This is a genomic window from Rhizobium sp. A37_96, assembly GCF_053521765.1.
Window position 1 is genome coordinate 934,896 of the sequence record NZ_JBNWDS010000001.1, and the last position, 15,515, is coordinate 950,410.

The 15,515-nt window shown below is 63.4% G+C and carries 16 protein-coding genes; 11 read left to right on the forward strand and 5 right to left on the reverse strand.

What is annotated here, in order from left to right:
• Positions 1-2: 2 nt before the first annotated feature.
• From ACQZ6J_RS04500 to ACQZ6J_RS04530, 7 genes are all read left to right on the forward strand, one after another.
• Positions 3-782 carry an SDR family NAD(P)-dependent oxidoreductase gene (locus tag ACQZ6J_RS04500; protein ID WP_449082238.1) on the forward strand — a complete coding sequence of 260 codons (780 nt, stop codon included), beginning with the start codon at positions 3-5 and terminating at the stop codon, positions 780-782.
• 5 nt (positions 783-787) lie between these two features.
• Positions 788-1,639, forward strand: a complete 852-nt coding sequence (locus ACQZ6J_RS04505) for an enoyl-CoA hydratase family protein (RefSeq protein ID WP_449082240.1) — start codon at positions 788-790, stop codon at positions 1,637-1,639.
• 4 nt (positions 1,640-1,643) lie between these two features.
• Positions 1,644-2,822, forward strand: coding sequence for an acyl-CoA dehydrogenase family protein (locus ACQZ6J_RS04510; protein WP_449082242.1), 1,179 nt, complete (start codon positions 1,644-1,646; stop codon positions 2,820-2,822).
• A gap of 116 nt (positions 2,823-2,938) precedes the next feature.
• Positions 2,939-4,120, forward strand: coding sequence for an acyl-CoA dehydrogenase (locus tag ACQZ6J_RS04515; protein WP_163986516.1), 1,182 nt, complete (start codon positions 2,939-2,941; stop codon positions 4,118-4,120).
• Between the two features lie 8 nt (positions 4,121-4,128).
• A complete protein-coding gene (locus tag ACQZ6J_RS04520; RefSeq protein ID WP_163986517.1) occupies positions 4,129-4,560 on the forward strand; it encodes an acyl-CoA thioesterase in 432 nt (143 codons plus the stop codon).
• Positions 4,538-4,933 (forward strand): RidA family protein, encoded by a 396-nt coding sequence (locus ACQZ6J_RS04525; RefSeq protein WP_163986518.1) that lies wholly within the window; start codon positions 4,538-4,540, stop codon positions 4,931-4,933. Before ACQZ6J_RS04520 ends, ACQZ6J_RS04525 begins: the two co-directional genes overlap by 23 nt.
• Before the next feature lie 22 nt (positions 4,934-4,955).
• Complete coding sequence (locus tag ACQZ6J_RS04530; protein ID WP_449082245.1) at positions 4,956-6,923, forward strand: 3-hydroxyacyl-CoA dehydrogenase NAD-binding domain-containing protein; 1,968 nt, start codon at positions 4,956-4,958, stop codon at positions 6,921-6,923.
• An 18-nt stretch (positions 6,924-6,941) separates the two neighbouring features.
• Here the strand turns inward: ACQZ6J_RS04530 and ACQZ6J_RS04535 are convergent, their stop codons facing one another.
• From ACQZ6J_RS04535 to ACQZ6J_RS04545, 3 genes are all read right to left on the reverse strand, one after another.
• Entirely contained in the window at positions 6,942-8,153 is a 1,212-nt protein-coding gene (locus tag ACQZ6J_RS04535; protein WP_163986520.1) for an adenylate/guanylate cyclase domain-containing protein, read from the reverse strand.
• A gap of 157 nt (positions 8,154-8,310) precedes the next feature.
• Positions 8,311-9,213 (reverse strand): SDR family oxidoreductase, encoded by a 903-nt coding sequence (locus ACQZ6J_RS04540; RefSeq protein WP_449082248.1) that lies wholly within the window; start codon positions 9,211-9,213, stop codon positions 8,311-8,313.
• An 87-nt stretch (positions 9,214-9,300) separates the two neighbouring features.
• Positions 9,301-10,041 (reverse strand): SDR family oxidoreductase, encoded by a 741-nt coding sequence (locus ACQZ6J_RS04545; RefSeq protein ID WP_449082250.1) that lies wholly within the window; start codon positions 10,039-10,041, stop codon positions 9,301-9,303.
• 120 nt (positions 10,042-10,161) lie between these two features.
• Here ACQZ6J_RS04545 and ACQZ6J_RS04550 point away from each other — a divergent pair, with 120 nt between their 5' ends.
• The 3 genes from ACQZ6J_RS04550 to ACQZ6J_RS04560 all read left to right on the forward strand — a co-directional run bounded on the left by ACQZ6J_RS04550 (position 10,162) and on the right by ACQZ6J_RS04560 (position 13,111).
• Entirely contained in the window at positions 10,162-11,073 is a 912-nt protein-coding gene (locus ACQZ6J_RS04550) for a LysR family transcriptional regulator (protein ID WP_449082252.1), read from the forward strand.
• Positions 11,074-11,210: 137 nt separating this feature from the next.
• On the forward strand, positions 11,211-12,557 hold the full coding sequence (locus ACQZ6J_RS04555) for an LLM class flavin-dependent oxidoreductase (protein ID WP_449082254.1): 1,347 nt from the start codon (positions 11,211-11,213) through the stop codon (positions 12,555-12,557).
• An 11-nt stretch (positions 12,558-12,568) separates the two neighbouring features.
• Positions 12,569-13,111, forward strand: coding sequence for a hypothetical protein (locus ACQZ6J_RS04560; protein WP_449082256.1), 543 nt, complete (start codon positions 12,569-12,571; stop codon positions 13,109-13,111).
• 261 nt (positions 13,112-13,372) lie between these two features.
• Here the strand turns inward: ACQZ6J_RS04560 and ACQZ6J_RS04565 are convergent, their stop codons facing one another.
• Positions 13,373-13,801, reverse strand: a complete 429-nt coding sequence (locus tag ACQZ6J_RS04565) for an OsmC family protein (protein ID WP_449082258.1) — start codon at positions 13,799-13,801, stop codon at positions 13,373-13,375.
• Between the two features lie 151 nt (positions 13,802-13,952).
• On the opposite strand from ACQZ6J_RS04565, the gene ACQZ6J_RS04570 reads away from it, so the two are divergent.
• Positions 13,953-15,218: a glycerate kinase type-2 family protein gene (locus ACQZ6J_RS04570; RefSeq protein ID WP_449082260.1), complete on the forward strand. Its 1,266-nt coding sequence runs from the start codon at positions 13,953-13,955 to the stop codon at positions 15,216-15,218.
• Between the two features lie 19 nt (positions 15,219-15,237).
• Here the strand turns inward: ACQZ6J_RS04570 and ACQZ6J_RS04575 are convergent, their stop codons facing one another.
• Positions 15,238-15,420 (reverse strand): hypothetical protein, encoded by a 183-nt coding sequence (locus ACQZ6J_RS04575; protein WP_163986935.1) that lies wholly within the window; start codon positions 15,418-15,420, stop codon positions 15,238-15,240.
• Positions 15,421-15,515 lie beyond the last annotated feature (95 nt).

Genomic DNA, 15,515 nt, shown 5'->3' on the forward strand with positions numbered 1-15,515 from the left:
AGATGACGACTTCGGGCAAACTCGCCGGCCGTCACGCCCTCGTCACCGGGGCCGGCAGCGGCATCGGCGCCGCGATCGCCAAGGCGCTCGCGGCCGAAGGCGCGCATGTCAGCCTGGCGGGTCGCCGCAGAGAGCCGCTGGAAGTGGTCGCCGCCGAACTCGGTGCGGCCGCATTCGTTGTCGATGGCTTCGATGTCACGAGCCCCGAAGCCGTGGCTCAAGGTCTCGCCAAGGCACGCGAAACGTTCGGCCCGGTGGATATCCTCGTCAACAATGCCGGCGAAGCGCCGAGCGCGTCTTTCGAGAAGACGAGCCTTGAGGCCTGGAACCACGTATTGTCGGTCGACCTGACAGGCGTTTTCGTGGTGACGCAGGCAGCCCTTTCCGACCTGAAAGCTTACGGCCCTGGCGCGCGTATCATCAATATCGCCTCGACCGCCGGCCTGAAGGGATACGGCTACGTTTCCGCCTATGTCGCCGCCAAGCATGGCGTCGTCGGCCTGACGCGTTCGCTGGCGCTGGAGCTTGCCAGGACCGGCATCACGGTCAATGCTGTCTGCCCCGGCTTCACGGACACGCCGATCATCCAGCGCTCGATCGAGACGATCGTCGCCAAGACCGGACGTACGGCGGAGCAGGCACTTTCAGAGTTCACGAAGTCCAATCCGCAGGGACGGCTCGTCAAGCCGGAAGAGGTCGCCGATACCGTCTTGTGGCTGGCATCGCCGGCTGCGGCATCGATCAATGGACAGGCAATCGCGGTTGCCGGTGGGGAGATTTGAACGCGATGAGCGATCGGGACATGACGATGAAAGGCCATCTGAAGCCCTTCAAGGATTACAAGCCGCAGCACTTCCTCTGGGAAGTGAGCGAGGACGGCCGCGTCGCCACCATTCGCCTGAACCGCCCCGAACGTAAGAACCCGCTGACCTTCGACAGCTATGCGGAACTGCGCGACCTTTTCCGCGACCTCGCCTATGCATCGGATATCCGCGCCATCGTGCTGACCGGCGCCGGCGGCAACTTCTCCTCCGGCGGCGATGTCTTCGAGATCATCGAGCCGCTGACCCGCATGGCCATGCCCGAGCTTCTGGCTTTCACGCGCATGACCGGCGATCTCGTCAAGGCGATGCGCAAATGCCCGCAGCCGATCGTCACGGCGGTCGACGGCATCTGCGCGGGCGCCGGCGCGATCCTCGCCATGGCCTCCGATCTGAGGCTGGCGACGCCCGAAGCCAAGACGGCCTTCCTTTTCACCCGCGTCGGCCTTGCCGGTGCGGATATGGGCGCGTGCGGCATCCTGCCCCGCATCATCGGCCAGGGCCGTGCCGCCGAGCTTCTCTTTACCGGCCGGTCGATGACTTCGGCCGAAGGCCATGCCTGGGGTTTCTACAACGCCCTGCACGCCAACGCCGATCTGGAACGCGAGGCCCTCGCGCTTGCCCGTTCGCTGGCCGATGGTCCCTGGTTCGCCCACGGCATGACCAAGACCATGCTGAACCAGGAATGGGCGATGGGTATCGACGAGATGATCGAATCCGAAGCGCAGGCACAGGCGATCTGCATGGCGACGCAGGATTTCCGCCGCGCCTTCGAAGCCTTCGCGGCCAAGCGCCGGCCGGAATTCCAGGGAGATTGAGCTGATGTCCACGGCAAGCAGCCTTCCCGGCCCGACACGCGATCATCTGGATTGGCCCTTCTTCGAGGAGCGCCATCGCCGTTTCGCCGCCGAGGTCGACGCCTTCGCCAAGTCCGGCGTCATGGCTTCCATCGATCATGCCGATGTCGATGGCGCGTGCCGCAAGCTGGTCAAGGCGCTGGGCGACGCCGGGCTTCTGACCGCCGCGACCGGTTCGTCCGATAGCGAACCCCTGATCGATTCCCGCATGGTCTGCCTTGCCCGCGAAACGCTCGCCTGGCACGACGGCCTTGCCGATTTCGCCTTCGCCATGCAGGGCCTCGGCACCGGGGCCATCGGCCTTTCCGGCTCGCCGGAACTACGTTCGGCCGTTCTGCCCAAGGTGCGCTCCGGCGACTGGCTCTCTGCTTTTGCATTGTCCGAGAAGGATGCCGGTTCCGATGTCGCGGCCATGAGCTGCGCCGCACGCCTCGACGGCGATCACTACGTTCTCGACGGCGAAAAGACCTGGATTTCCAACGGCGGCATCGCCGATGTCTATACGGTCTTTGTCCGCACCGGCGAAGCGCCGGGAACGCGCGGCATCTCCGCCTTCGTCGTCTTTGCCGATGACCCCGGCTTTTCGATCGCCGAACGCATCGAGGTGATTGCGCCGCATCCGCTCGCGACGATCCGCTTCGACAATTGCCGTATTCCCGCGTCGCGCCGCCTCGGGGCCCCGGGCGAAGGCTTCAAGATCGCCATGCGCACGCTCGATATCTTCCGCGCCTCTGTCGCCGCGGCCGGCCTCGGCTTTGCCCGCCGCGCCCTGGATGAATCGCTTGCCCATGCGCGTGCACGCCCGATGTTCGGCGCCACTCTCGCCGACCTTCAGCTGACGCAGGCCGCTCTCGGCGACATGGCGACCGGCATCGACGCGGCGGCATTGCTCACCTACCGGGCGGCCTGGCGTCGCGACGTGCAGCGCTTGCCGACGACGCGCGAAGCGGCCATGGCCAAGATGACGGCGACGGAAACCGCGCAGAGCGTCATCGACCGTGCGGTCCAGCTTTTTGGCGGGCGCGGCGTGAGGTCGGGCGAGATAACGGAAAAACTCTATCGGGAGATCCGCGCGCTTCGCATCTACGAAGGTGCGACGGAGGTTCAGAAACTCATTGTTGCGCGCGAACTTCTGAAGACCTAGAGCAATTCCAGGAAAAATGCCGTGCGGTTTTCCGTCCGGAATTGCGTAAAATAAAGAAATTGAGCGGTTCGGCCCCTGCAAGAAATACCGAACTGCCCCAATGGGAGATTAAGAGCATGAGCCGCGAGATTTTCGACTGGGCCGACCCGTTCCGGCTGACGGAGCAGCTGAGCGACGACGAACGCATGGTGCTGGACACTGCGCATTCCTACGCGCAGGAGAAGCTCAGCCCCCGCGTGCTCGAAGCCTTCCGCAACGAAAAGACGGATCCGGCGATCTTCCGCGAGATGGGTGAACTCGGCCTGCTCGGCCCGACGATTTCTCCCGAATATGGCGGCGCCGGCCTCAGCTACGTCGCCTACGGCCTGATTGCCCGCGAAGTCGAACGCGTCGACAGCGGCTATCGCTCAATGATGAGCGTCCAGTCCTCTCTCGTCATGGTGCCGATCGAAACCTTCGGCTCGGACGCGCAGAAGCAGAAGTATCTGCCGAAGCTCGCGACCGGCGAATGGATCGGCTGCTTCGGCCTGACGGAACCCAACCATGGCTCCGACCCCGGCTCGATGGTCACGCGGGCAAAGAAGGTCGATGGCGGCTACAGCCTGACCGGCGCCAAGACCTGGATCTCCAATGCGCCGATCGCCGATGTCTTCGTCGTCTGGGCGAAGACCGAGGATGGCCTCATCCGCGGCTTTATCCTCGAAAAGGGCTGGAAGGGCCTGTCGGCGCCCGCCATCCACGGCAAGGTGGGCCTGCGCGCCTCTATCACCGGCGAAGTCGTCATGGACAATGTCTTCGTGCCGGAAGAAAACCTGATGCCGAACGTGTCCGGGCTGAAGGGTCCGTTTACCTGCCTCAACTCGGCGCGCTTCGGTATTGCCTGGGGCGCCTTGGGTGCTGCCGAGGATTGCTATGCCAAGGCTCGGCAATATGTGCTCGACCGCAAGCAGTTCGGGCGGCCGCTGGCCGCCAACCAGCTCATCCAGAAGAAGCTTGCCGACATGGTGACTGAGATTACGCTCGGCCTGCAGGGCTGCCTGCGCCTCGGCCGCATGAAGGAAGAGGGCCATCCGCCTGTCGAACTCACCTCTATCGTCAAGCGCAACAGCTGCGGCAAGGCGCTGGATATCGCCCGCGCCGCCCGCGACATGCTGGGCGGTAACGGCATATCGGACGAGTTCGGCGTCGCGCGTCACCTCGTCAACCTCGAAGTGGTCAACACCTATGAGGGCACGCACGATATCCACGCGCTTATCCTCGGCCGCGCCATCACCGGCATCGCCGCCTTTTCGAACTGAGGCCCGCCTTGGCGTTCAAAACCACCAGACCTCTGCGTTTCGGAGATTGCGATCCCTCTGGGATCGCCTATTTCCCATCCTATCTGAACATCCTCGTCGGGGTGCTGGAAGACTATTTCGCCTCGCTTGGCTTTCCCTGGAGAAAACTGATCGACGACCGTCAGCTCGGCGTGCCGACGGTGCGGCTCGATCTGACCTTCATGAAGCCGGGCCTTCAGGGCGACGATCTCGAATTCCTGCTGACGGTTCATGGCATCGGCCGCTCCTCGCTCGACCTGGAACATCAGGTCTCGGCGAACGGCCATGTGCTGTGGACGGCCAGGCACCGCGTCGTCGCCACCTCGCTCGATACGCATAAATCCATTGAATGGCCGGAGGATCTCCGTGCCGCGCTGACCTCTCATCTGGAGAAGACCGATGCACACCATCCTGCAACCTGAAGGCTGGGCCAAGCCGATCGGCTATGCCAATGGCGTAGCGGCGACGGGCCGCACGGTGTTCGTCGGCGGCCAGATCGGCTGGAATGCCGCCTGCGAATTCGAAAGCGACGACTTTGTCGATCAGGTGCGCCAGACATTGAAGAATGTCGTCGCCATCCTGGCCGAAGGCGGCGCCGAACCGAAGCACATCACCTCGATGACCTGGTATTTCACGGACAAGCAGGAATATCTCGGCAGTCTGAAGGGTCTCGGCCAGGCCTATCGCGAGATCATCGGCCGGCACTTCCCCGCCATGGCTGCCGTGCAGGTCGTCGCCCTCGTCGAAGATCGCGCCAAGATCGAGATCCAGGCGACCGCCGTCATCCCGGAATAATATCGGACAGGCTGGTAAAATCATGTCGGCATCGCGTTTTTCGGACACCATCTCGGCGGCGCTGACCGACGGGATCCTCGTCGTCACCATAGACAACGCGCCCGTCAACGCGCTTTCCGCCGATGTCAGGGCCGGCCTCATGGCCGCGTTCGGGCACGCGGAAAACGATGGCAATGTTGCCGGCGTCGTGCTGACGGGAGCAGGCAACAGCTTCATCGGCGGCGCCGACATCAAGGAATTCGGCAAGCCGCCGGTCGAGCCGTTTCTGCCTGACGTCATTGCCCGGATCGAAGCCTTTCCGAAACCCGTTGTCGCCGCGATCAATGGCGCGGCCCTCGGTGGCGGCCTGGAGGTGGCGCTTGCCTGCCATCGCCGCCTTGCCGCACCTACCGCCAAGCTGGGCCTTCCCGAGGTCAAGCTCGGCATCGTACCCGGCGCAGGCGGCACGCAGCGTCTGCCGCGTCTCACCGGAATTGCGGCCGCCATCGACATGATTGCCAATGGCCGTATCGTCTCCGCAGCCGAAGCCCTCAAGCTCGGCATCATTGACGCGGCGGCCAGCGGCGAGCTGATCGCTGAGGCCGTTGCCGATGCCAAGGCCGCCATCGCCGCCGCCATACGCCGCACCGGATCGCTGACGGTCCAGCCGGAAGCTCCCAAGGCCGTCGACAAGGCGGCAGCGGACGCATTGCGCAAGGCGCGCGGCCAGCGCGCACCCGCAGAAGCCGTCCGCCTCATACGTCTGGCGGCAACCGCCTCCCTTTCGGATGGTCTTGCCGAGGAGCGCCGCACCTTCGTCGAGCTGCGCGACAGCGAAGAGGCTGCGGCGTTGCGGCATGTCTTCTTCGCCGAACGCGCAGCCGGCAAGGTCGAGGGCCTGGATGCGGTCACTCCGCGCCGGATCGAAACCGTCGGCATCGTCGGCACCGGGCTCATGGGATCCGGGATTGCCGTCTCGGCGCTCAACGGCGGCTACCGCGTCATCGGCGTGGAACAAACCACCGAAGCGGCCGAAAAGGGACGCGAGCGCATCACCGGCCTCCTCGACAAGGCCGTGCAATCGGGCCGCCTCGACGCCGCGGGCCGGGACGATCGCCTCAGCCGCCTGATGGTGACGGTGGAAATGCAGGAACTCGCCAAGGCCGATATGGTCATCGAAGCCGTGTTCGACGATCTCTCCGTCAAGACGGAGCTGTTCCAAAGACTTGACGACATCGTCCGCGCCGACGCGATCCTCGCGACCAATACGAGTTACCTCGATCCCGATACCATCGCCGCGTCCACCAGGCTGCCGGAACGCGTCGTCGGGCTGCATTTCTTCTCGCCCGCCAACATCATGCGGCTGCTGGAAGTGGTGAACTGCAAGGAGACCGCGCCCGACGTGCTGGCGACGGCCCTTGTTTTCGCGAAGCGGTTGGGCAAGCTGCCCATCGTCTCCGGCGTCACCGAAGGCTTCATCGGCAACCGCATTTTCTCCGCCTATCGCCGCGAAGCCGAATACATGCTCGAGGATGGCGCCCTGCCGCAGGAGATCGATGCGGCGCTGGAAGTCTTTGGCTTTCCGATGGGCCCGTTTGCCGTCTTTGACATGGCCGGTCTGGAAATCGCCTGGGCGCGCCGCAAGCGGCATTCCGCAACCCGTGACCCAAGTGAGCGTTACGTCGTCATCGCCGACCGGCTCTGCGAAGCCGGCCGCTTCGGCCAGAAATCCGGCCGTGGCTGGTACGCCTATCCCGATGGCAAGCGCACCGTCGATCCGGCGGTGACGGCGATGATCGAAGCCGCACGCGCCGAGAAAGGCATTACGCCGCGGCATTTCCCGGCAGACGAGATCGTCGCCCGCCTGTTGAAGGCCATGGCCGGCGAAGGCGAGGCGCTGCTTTCGGAAGGCATCGCCGCACGCGCAAGCGATATCGACCTCGTCATGATCAACGGCTACGGCTTCCCCTCGAGCAAGGGCGGTCCGATGTTTGCTGCCGGTCGCCGCTGAGAGCGGTTCCCGTCGCTGTCAGGCTGCCGAAGAGAGCAGCGTGAACAGTTCCTGCGGCCGCTTGACGCCACGCAGCGCATAACGTCCAACGGAAACGAGATCGTTGCTGTTCTGGCTCGACAGCGCCTCGACGAAATTCGAGGACATCAGGATATTGCGATCGGCCGAGCGGCACATCGAGGCGATGCGGCTGACTTCGTTGACGGCCGGCCCGATGACCGTGAAGTCAAGCCGGTCCATGCTGCCGATATTGCCGTAGAACACATCGCCGATATGCAGGCCGAGATAGACGTCCGTCACCGGCCTGCCCTCGATCTGCCGTTGCGAATTCAAGTCACCCAGCCGCTGGCGCAGCAGCGATTCCGCCATCAGCGCGGCAGCGCAGGCATCGGCGGAATTCCTGGCCTTGAAGATCGCCAGCGTGCCGTCGCCGATCAGCTTCAGCACGTTGCCGCCGGCCTCGTGGATCGAGGAGATGACGGCATCCGCATAGGCGTTCAGCATGGGGATGATTTCGTCGGGCTCGGCCGTATCCGAGATGCGCGTGTAGTTCGCGAGATCGGAAAACCAGAGGGCTGCCGAAATCCGCTCCGTCTTGCCGCGGGTGATCTTGCCTTCGAGAACATGCCGGGCGGCATCCTCGCCGAGATAGACCTCGGCGATGGTCCGGGCGATGCGGCTCATGCCGGTGCATTTGATAGCGAGCGCCAGCGCCGGCGTCAGCTTGCGCAGCACGCGCAGATCGTCTTCCGGGAAGCCGACCTCGGCTGCCGTGGCGAAGTTGGAATAGAAGCAATCCATCTCGCCGATCGTGCCGCCTTCTTCGAACCGGTGCACCATGGCGATGTAGTCGGTGTGACCATCGGCCAGCAGCGTATCGAGCCCGAAGAAATCGGCCGGCTCGCCAAAACCGATGCGCCGGCGCACCTCTTCTCCGCCCGTCGTCAACATATGATAGAAGGCGGAACGCTGCCAATTTTCGGAGGCGATGCCCTGATGCGACGGGCCGTATTCGAACTCGCGCTCGACCACCTGGTTGCCGTCCCAGCGGAAGGCGCGACCCTCATAGACCGGGTGCAGCGTATCCATCAGCGCCATGGCCCGGTCGACGTTGAGGCCATGCTGACGGCACTGCTCGCAGAAGCCCGCCAGGATGTCGGCCTCCGCCATGCCCTTGAGGCCGGCCTGCATGAGCCAGCTGGCAATTTCGCCAATGTCCTTCGCGTCCATGGATGTCTCCCGACCCTCTGAAGGATTCGCTTTAGTACGAAACGAATGGGCTTGGAATGCCGTACGAAGCAAAATAGCCTTGATGTAAGCAACAGATCGCCGCCTCTGTGGCACAGAAGCGGCGATTTGACACGTTCGAAGGATGGTTGCGGGGGCCTCAGGCCCTTGCGTGCGGCTTCAGCAGATCTTCCAGACCGATACGCCGGAAGAGTTCCGCCCGAACCCGGTCGGCAACACCGTTGACGATTTCCGCGCCATCCTCGGAGGGATCTATATGGGTACGGAACGGCCGTGTGCCAAACGGCATGTCGACGACATCGACGATCGCTGTTGCTACAGAGGCGGCATCGGCGTCCGCCGGCTCCAGTGAAGCAAGCCCCTTCAACGCCTGGTCGGGCACGCCGGCATAGGGGCCGTTGTCGTATTCGGCAGCGCGGGCCCTGTCTGCGGGCGAGCCGGAATGGGCAAAATGGTTGGTGCCCCTGGTGAAGGCGCCGGGCACGATGATGGCGGTCTCGATGCCCCAGCGGGTCAACTCCGAAGCGTAGGAGACGGCGAGCGAATCCATCGCGGCCTTGGCAGCGAAATACGGAGAGAGGTAGGGCGGCGTGCCGCCGCGCGTGCTGGACGAGGAAACCCAGACGACCAGACCATAGCCCTGCTTGCGCATATGGGGCAGCGCTGCGCGATTGACGCGCTGGGTGCTGAGCACGTTGATATCGTAAAGTTCGGCGAACTGCTCGGGCGTAAAAGCCTCGGCCGGGCCGAAGGACATGTGGCCGGCGTTGTGGATGATGGTGTCTATGCGGCCCTGCTCGGCGATGACGGCGGCGATACCGGCTTCCACGGAAACGTCGGATGCGACATCGAGTTCGACGGTCCTGAGATCGACGCCGTTCTCCTCGGCAAATGCTGCTGCCGCTGCCACCTGCGCCGCATTGCGCCCCCGGGTTTCGCGGATGCCGGCATAGACGGTGTGGCCTGCCTTCGCGAGAGCACGCGCCGTCAGAGCGCCGAAGCCGCTCGATGCGCCTGATATGACGATAACTTGCTTGCTCATGATCTTGCTCCTTCGTGAAATTATCGGCTGTTGACGATTGTCGGGATCGGGGATCGGCGGCAGGCTTTGCCCTGCCGCCTGATGGGTTCAGATCATGCCGCCATTGGCGCGCAGCGTCTGGCCGTTGACCCAGCCGCCATCCGGACCGACGAGGAAGGAAACGGCGGCGGCGATATCCTGCGGCGTGCCCAGGCGCTCCAGCGGGTTCATCTTGGCCATGCGGTCGATCAACTCGTCACTCTTGCCGTTCAGGAAGAGATCCGTGGCCGTCGGGCCGGGCGCCACGGCATTGACCGTGATCGACCGGCCGCGCAGCTCCTTCGCCATGATGCCCGTCAGCGTCTCGACAGCGGCTTTGGTCGCGGCATAGACGCCATAGGTTTCCAGCTTGAGGCCGACGACGCTGGTCGAGAAATTGACGATGCGGCCGCCGTCACGCAGGCGCTTGCCGGCTTCGCGCAGCGTATTGAACGTGCCCTTGAGGTTGATGGCGATATGGCGGTCGAAATGCGCGTCGTCAGCATCGGCGATCCGGGCGAGCTGCATGATGCCGGCATTGTTGACCAGCACGTCGACGCCACCGAAGGCTGCCTCGGCCGCGTCGAACATGCGTCGCACGGCCTCGACATCGGAAACATCGGCCTTCGCGGTCAGCGCCTTGCCGCCCTTTTCCTCGATCTTGCGGGCCAATTCTTCGGCGGCGGCCTCGCTGCCGGCATAGTTGACGACGACGGTGAAGCCATCCTCGGCCAGGCGCTCGGCAATGGCGGCACCGATCCCGCGGGAGGCGCCGGTAACGATTGCGACCTTATTGGAATTGCTGCTCATTTTCCTCATCCTTTACTGTTTGCGCCGTAGCGCGTTTCGATGAGAACAGGATGCCCCTTTCCATTCAGCGGATAATCAGCCATTAATCGCCATCACTATCCGAAATTGGCGAACAAATAGATGGACAGATTCGATGCCATGCGCGTGTTTTGCCGGATCGTGGATCGGCGCAGCTTCACACTGGCGGCCGAAGACACCGGCCTGCCCCGCTCGACGGTGACGGATGCCGTCAAGCAGCTTGAGGCTCGCCTCGGCGTGCGTCTGCTGCAGCGCACGACACGGCATGTCAGTCCGACGCTCGACGGCGAGGCCTATTATCAGCGCTGCCAGCGGATCCTCTCCGATATCGAGGACGCGGAAGGCGCCTTCGCCGGCGCCAAGCCGAAGGGGGTGCTACGCGTCGACGTGCATGGCACGCTGGCCCGGCATTTCGTGCTGCCGAACCTGCCGTCCTTCCTCGAAACCTATCCCGATATCGAATTGCAGATTACCGAGGGCGACCGGTTCGTCGATCTGATCCGCGAGGGGATCGACTGCGTGCTGCGCGTCGGCACGCTGCAGGACAGCGACATGATCGGCAGGCGTGTGGCGATGCTGGAAGAGGTGACGCTTGCAGCACCGGCCTATGTGCGGCGCTTCGGCATGCCAGCCCACCCGGACAGGCTCGACGGCCATCGCATGATCGGCTTCCGTTCCTCCGCAACCGGCGGATTGCTGCCTTTGGAATTCGAGATCGGCGGCGCCGTGCGCGAGGTCATCCTCCCCGCCACCATCTCCGTCAACGCGGCCGAAAGCTATTTTGCCGCAGCCAGGCTCGGACTCGGCCTGATCCAGGTTCCTCGTTATCACGCCGAGGAAGCGTTGCGATCCGGCGACCTGCTGCATGTCCTCCAGGATTATCCGCCAACGCGAACGCCCGTCTCGATGCTGTACCCCCGCAGTCGGCAGCTTTCGCCGCGCGTCCGCGTCTTCATAGACTGGCTGGTCAAGGTTTTCGCGGAACGGAACGGCGTGGAAACCCAGGCGGGATGAATATTCCATGAAAGCGATCAAATAAATGAAATCGGCTCTTTGAATGCGCAATCGGCGCGCCTACGTCGTAGTGGATCATTCCGCTGGCGATGCCGTTTCGTCGTCACGACAGCCTGACGATTTTCGAGAGAGAGCCGATGACCGAACAGAAGCAATTGAAGCTCGGGGCCTTCATGCGTCCCGTCAGCCTGCATACCGGTGCCTGGCGTTATCCCGGCGCCTATCCGGACGCCAACTTCAATTTCCGGCATATCAAAAGCTTCGCCCAGGAGCTGGAAAAGGCAAAATTCGACGCCTTCTTCATGGCCGATCACCTGGCGGTCCTCAACATGCCGATCGAGGCGCTGAAGCGCAGCCATACCGTCACGTCCTTCGAGCCCTTCACCCTGCTTTCGGCGCTGGCCGCCGTTACCGACAGGATCGGCCTCGTGGCAACCGCATCGACCACCTTCGACCTGCCCTATCACATCGCCCGCCGCTTCGCCTCGCTCGATCATATCAGCGGCGGCCGCGCCGGCTGGAATATCGTCACCACGTCCAATCCCGATGCCGCCCTTAATTTCGGCCTCGACGAGCATATGGAACATGGCGAGCGCTATCATCGCGCCCGCGAATTCTACGATGTCGTCACCGGCCTCTGGGACAGTTTTGCCGACGACGCCTTCATCCATGACGCCGAAAGCGGCATCTTCTTCGATCCCGAGCGGATGCATGTCCTGGGACATAAGGGGGAAGAGCTCAGCGTTCGCGGCCCCCTCAACATCGCCCGGCCGCCGCAGGGCTGGCCGGTCATCGTGCAGGCCGGGCAATCGGATGCCGGCCGCCAGCTTGCCGCCGAGACTGCGGAAGCGGTCTTCGCGGCACCCCGCAATCTCGCCGACGGCAAGGCGATCTTCGCCGATATCAAGGGGCGGATGAAGGCGATCGGCCGCAACCCGGACCATCTCAAAATACTGCCCGCCGCCTTCATCGTCGTCGGTGACACGATCGAGGAAGCGAAAGCCAAGCGGGCGAAGCTCGACAGCCTCGTCCACTACGACAGCGCCATCGCATCGCTGTCGATCGCACTCGGCCACGATGCTTCCAAGTTCGATCCGGATGGTCCCTTGCCCGAGATTCCGGAAACCAATGCCAGCAAGAGCGGGCGCGAACGCGTCATCGCCCTTGCCGAAGCGGAAAAGCTCACGGTGCGCCAGCTTGCCCAGCGCCTCGGCGGCTATGCCGGCCTTGCCTTCGTCGGCACGCCGCAGAGTATCGCCGACCAGATGGAGCAATGGCTGCGGGAAGAAGGCTCGGACGGCTTCAATGTCGTCTTCCCCTTCCTGCCGCAGGGCCTTCTCGACGTGACGACCCGTGTTGTTCCAGAGCTTCAGCGCCGCGGCATCTTCCGCCGCGACTACGAAGGCACGACATTACGCGAACACCTTGGCTTGCCGCGTCCGGAAAACCGCTTCTTCCAGGCAACGGCGGCGGCAGCACAGTAAGAGAGAATGAAATGAGCCATATCACGCCGATCGAGTATGAAACCGCTTCCGAGGCCGTGCGCGCCGAGCATGACCGCGAGGTACAATTGCGCGGCCGCATGACGAACATGAAGCGAACATTGCTGCACTCGCCGGTGGCGCATCGCATCTATGCGGAATGGTTTCCCTTGCGCGAAGAGCTGCGCCCGGCGCTCGACGACCGCGCGGTCTGGCTTCTTTGCCATGCCATCGCTCTGGAGTGCCGATCGATCATCCCCGTCGGCTTTTTCCGGCGCGCGCTGATCAATGCCGGGCTGAAACCGGAAACGATCGTACCGACCGAAGACGAGGCGTTGCTGATCGAGTTCGGCAAAGCGATCGTCAGGGATTCCAACGCCATTCCCGAAGATGTGTGGACACGGCTGAAGGCGCGCTATGACGAACCGACCCTCGCCAACCTCGTCGCCTTCGCCGGCATCATGATCGCGACAGCGATCTACAACAATGCCGTGAAGGTCGACATCGATCCGGAGCTTGGGCCCTATCTGGAAGGGTTTGAGTTTCCCGCGAAGTGAGGAGCCATCTCGCCCTTGGCGGGCGAGAAAGCAATTTCATTGGTTTAGGAATTGCGGCACAGGATACTCCACCTGCAGGAAGCCTCGCGTAATTTCTAAGCCATTGAAATTGCAAGAGAGGGGGACTGCTTCTAGCTCATTCTAATTCTGGCAAGCAAGTGCGTCTCTGCCTACCCCCGCCCTTGCAAAATCTAGCACTTAGCCTTCCGGCTAAATGCTGATTTTGCTTTCCCGCCCGCAAGGGGCGGGATAAAGCCAACCTCACCCCGAAATCGTCGTCGAAAACTGCGGATTGCCGCGGATCGTGTTGCTCACGGTGCAGATTTCGTCTTCGGCCGCATGGGCGATCGCGTTGCGGATCTCATCGCTGAAATCGCCCTTGATGGTGAATGCGATGTTGAACTTCTCCACGCGCGAAAGACCTTCGGTGGCTTTTTCGCCTGTCACGACGGCGGTCACTTCTGTCAGCTTGTCGAGCACGCCGAGGCTGCTTGCCGCCATGCGGGCGCTTAAGACCAGGCAGGCGGAAAGCGACGAGTAGAGCAGATCGAGCGGGTTGAAACCGGGCTGCGACGGCGAGGTGACGATGTCGATCTCGCCGCCCGTCACCGAGGTCACATGCGGAAAGCCAGTGCGGCCAAGCGTGGCGGTCGCGCCCGTCTGCCTCGTCTTCACTTTCAGTTCGGCCATTTCGAAAATCCTTGAAATAAAAGAGGGAAACTCCTTTCTTCAACATAGGGATTCATGGCGCCGGACACAATTGCAGTTCCCGCCCCTTGCGTCTTCCAGTCAGTTAAGCCACCAAATGGTTACAAGTTCATCGCAAGACAGGCCCTTCGACATGACCGTTTCCGATCCCCGCGCCTTCCTGACCTCGCTGTTCGATGCCGCCGTTCGCGCCGCCGATCCGCTGACCGGCATCCGCGCCAATCTGCCGGCCAGGCCAAAGGGCCGGACGATCGTCATCGGCGCCGGCAAGGGCTCCGCCCAGATGGCTGCGGCACTGGAGCAATGCTGGGACGGCCCGCTGGAGGGTCTGGTGGTGACGCGATACGGCTTCTCCGCTCCCTGCCGCCGGATCGAGATCATCGAAGCGGCGCATCCGGTGCCGGACGAAGCAGGCCTTACCGCTTCCCGCCGGCTTCTCAAGCTTGTCGAGGGCCTCACGAAGGACGATCTGGTGATCGCCCTGATTTCCGGCGGCGGCTCGGCGCTTCTGCCTTCGCCGGCCGGCACGCTGAGTCTCGCCGACGAGATCGCCGTCAACAGGGCGCTGCTCGCATCCGGCGCACCGATTTCGGCAATGAACGTCATTCGCAAGCACCTGTCGACCATCAAGGGCGGCCGGCTCGCCGCCGCGGCCCATCCGGCCAAGGTCGTCTCCCTCGTCGTCTCCGACATTCCCGGCGACGATCCGGCTCTGGTGGCGTCCGGCCCGACCGTGCCGGGTGCCGGCACACGCGCCGAAGCGCTCGACCTCATCCGCCTCTACCGCATCGAGCTGCCACCCGCCGTTCTCGCCCATATCGAGAAGGCCGAAGCGGATGCGCCACGCCCGGACGATCCGCGCTTTGCCGGCAATGAAGTTCATCTCATCGCATCCGCCGGCGTCTCGCTGGAGGCGGCGGCGGACGTGGCACGCGCGGCCGGGATCGAACCGGCCATCCTCTCGGACGCCATCGAGGGCGAGGCCCGCGAAGCCGCCCATGTTCACGCCGCCATCGCGCGCGAGGTGCTTCACCGCAATCGTCCCTTCGCCAAACCGGTCGTGCTGCTATCCGGCGGAGAAACGACGGTGACGCTGAAAGGCAAGGGCAAGGGCGGACGAAACTCTGAATTCCTTCTGTCGCTGGCGATCGACATCGACGGCCATACCGGCATTCACGCGATGGCAGCCGATACGGACGGCATCGATGGCAGCGAGGACAATGCCGGCGCCTTTGCCGATGCAGGCACGGTGGCGCGGCTGCGCAATGCCGGACTGGTGCCGGCCGACATGCTGGCAAACAACGATGCCTGGACGGCCTTCAACGCGATCGGCGATCTATTCGTGCCCGGCCCGACAGGAACCAACGTTAACGATTTCCGCGCCATCCTGATCGTGTAGGCTCGCGCGACAAGCCACATCAGCCGATGGCGCTGCAATCATCGCAACGCCGGTAGACGGCCGCCATCGACGACCAGCGAAAGAAGTGCCGGCTGCAATGGCCGCATTCGATTTCAATGATATGCGTCTTTTCGGAAACGATGACCGGCTTGACCTTCGTCAAGCGCTCGCTCTTCCGCTGCTCCAGCTTCGTCACAGCCATCATGGCCCTCCACGCAACACCCGGTCTTGCTCGACAAGGCATGAAGTAGCAGCCACTAATAAATAAAATATTGCAGCTGCGACGCCATCTTGCAG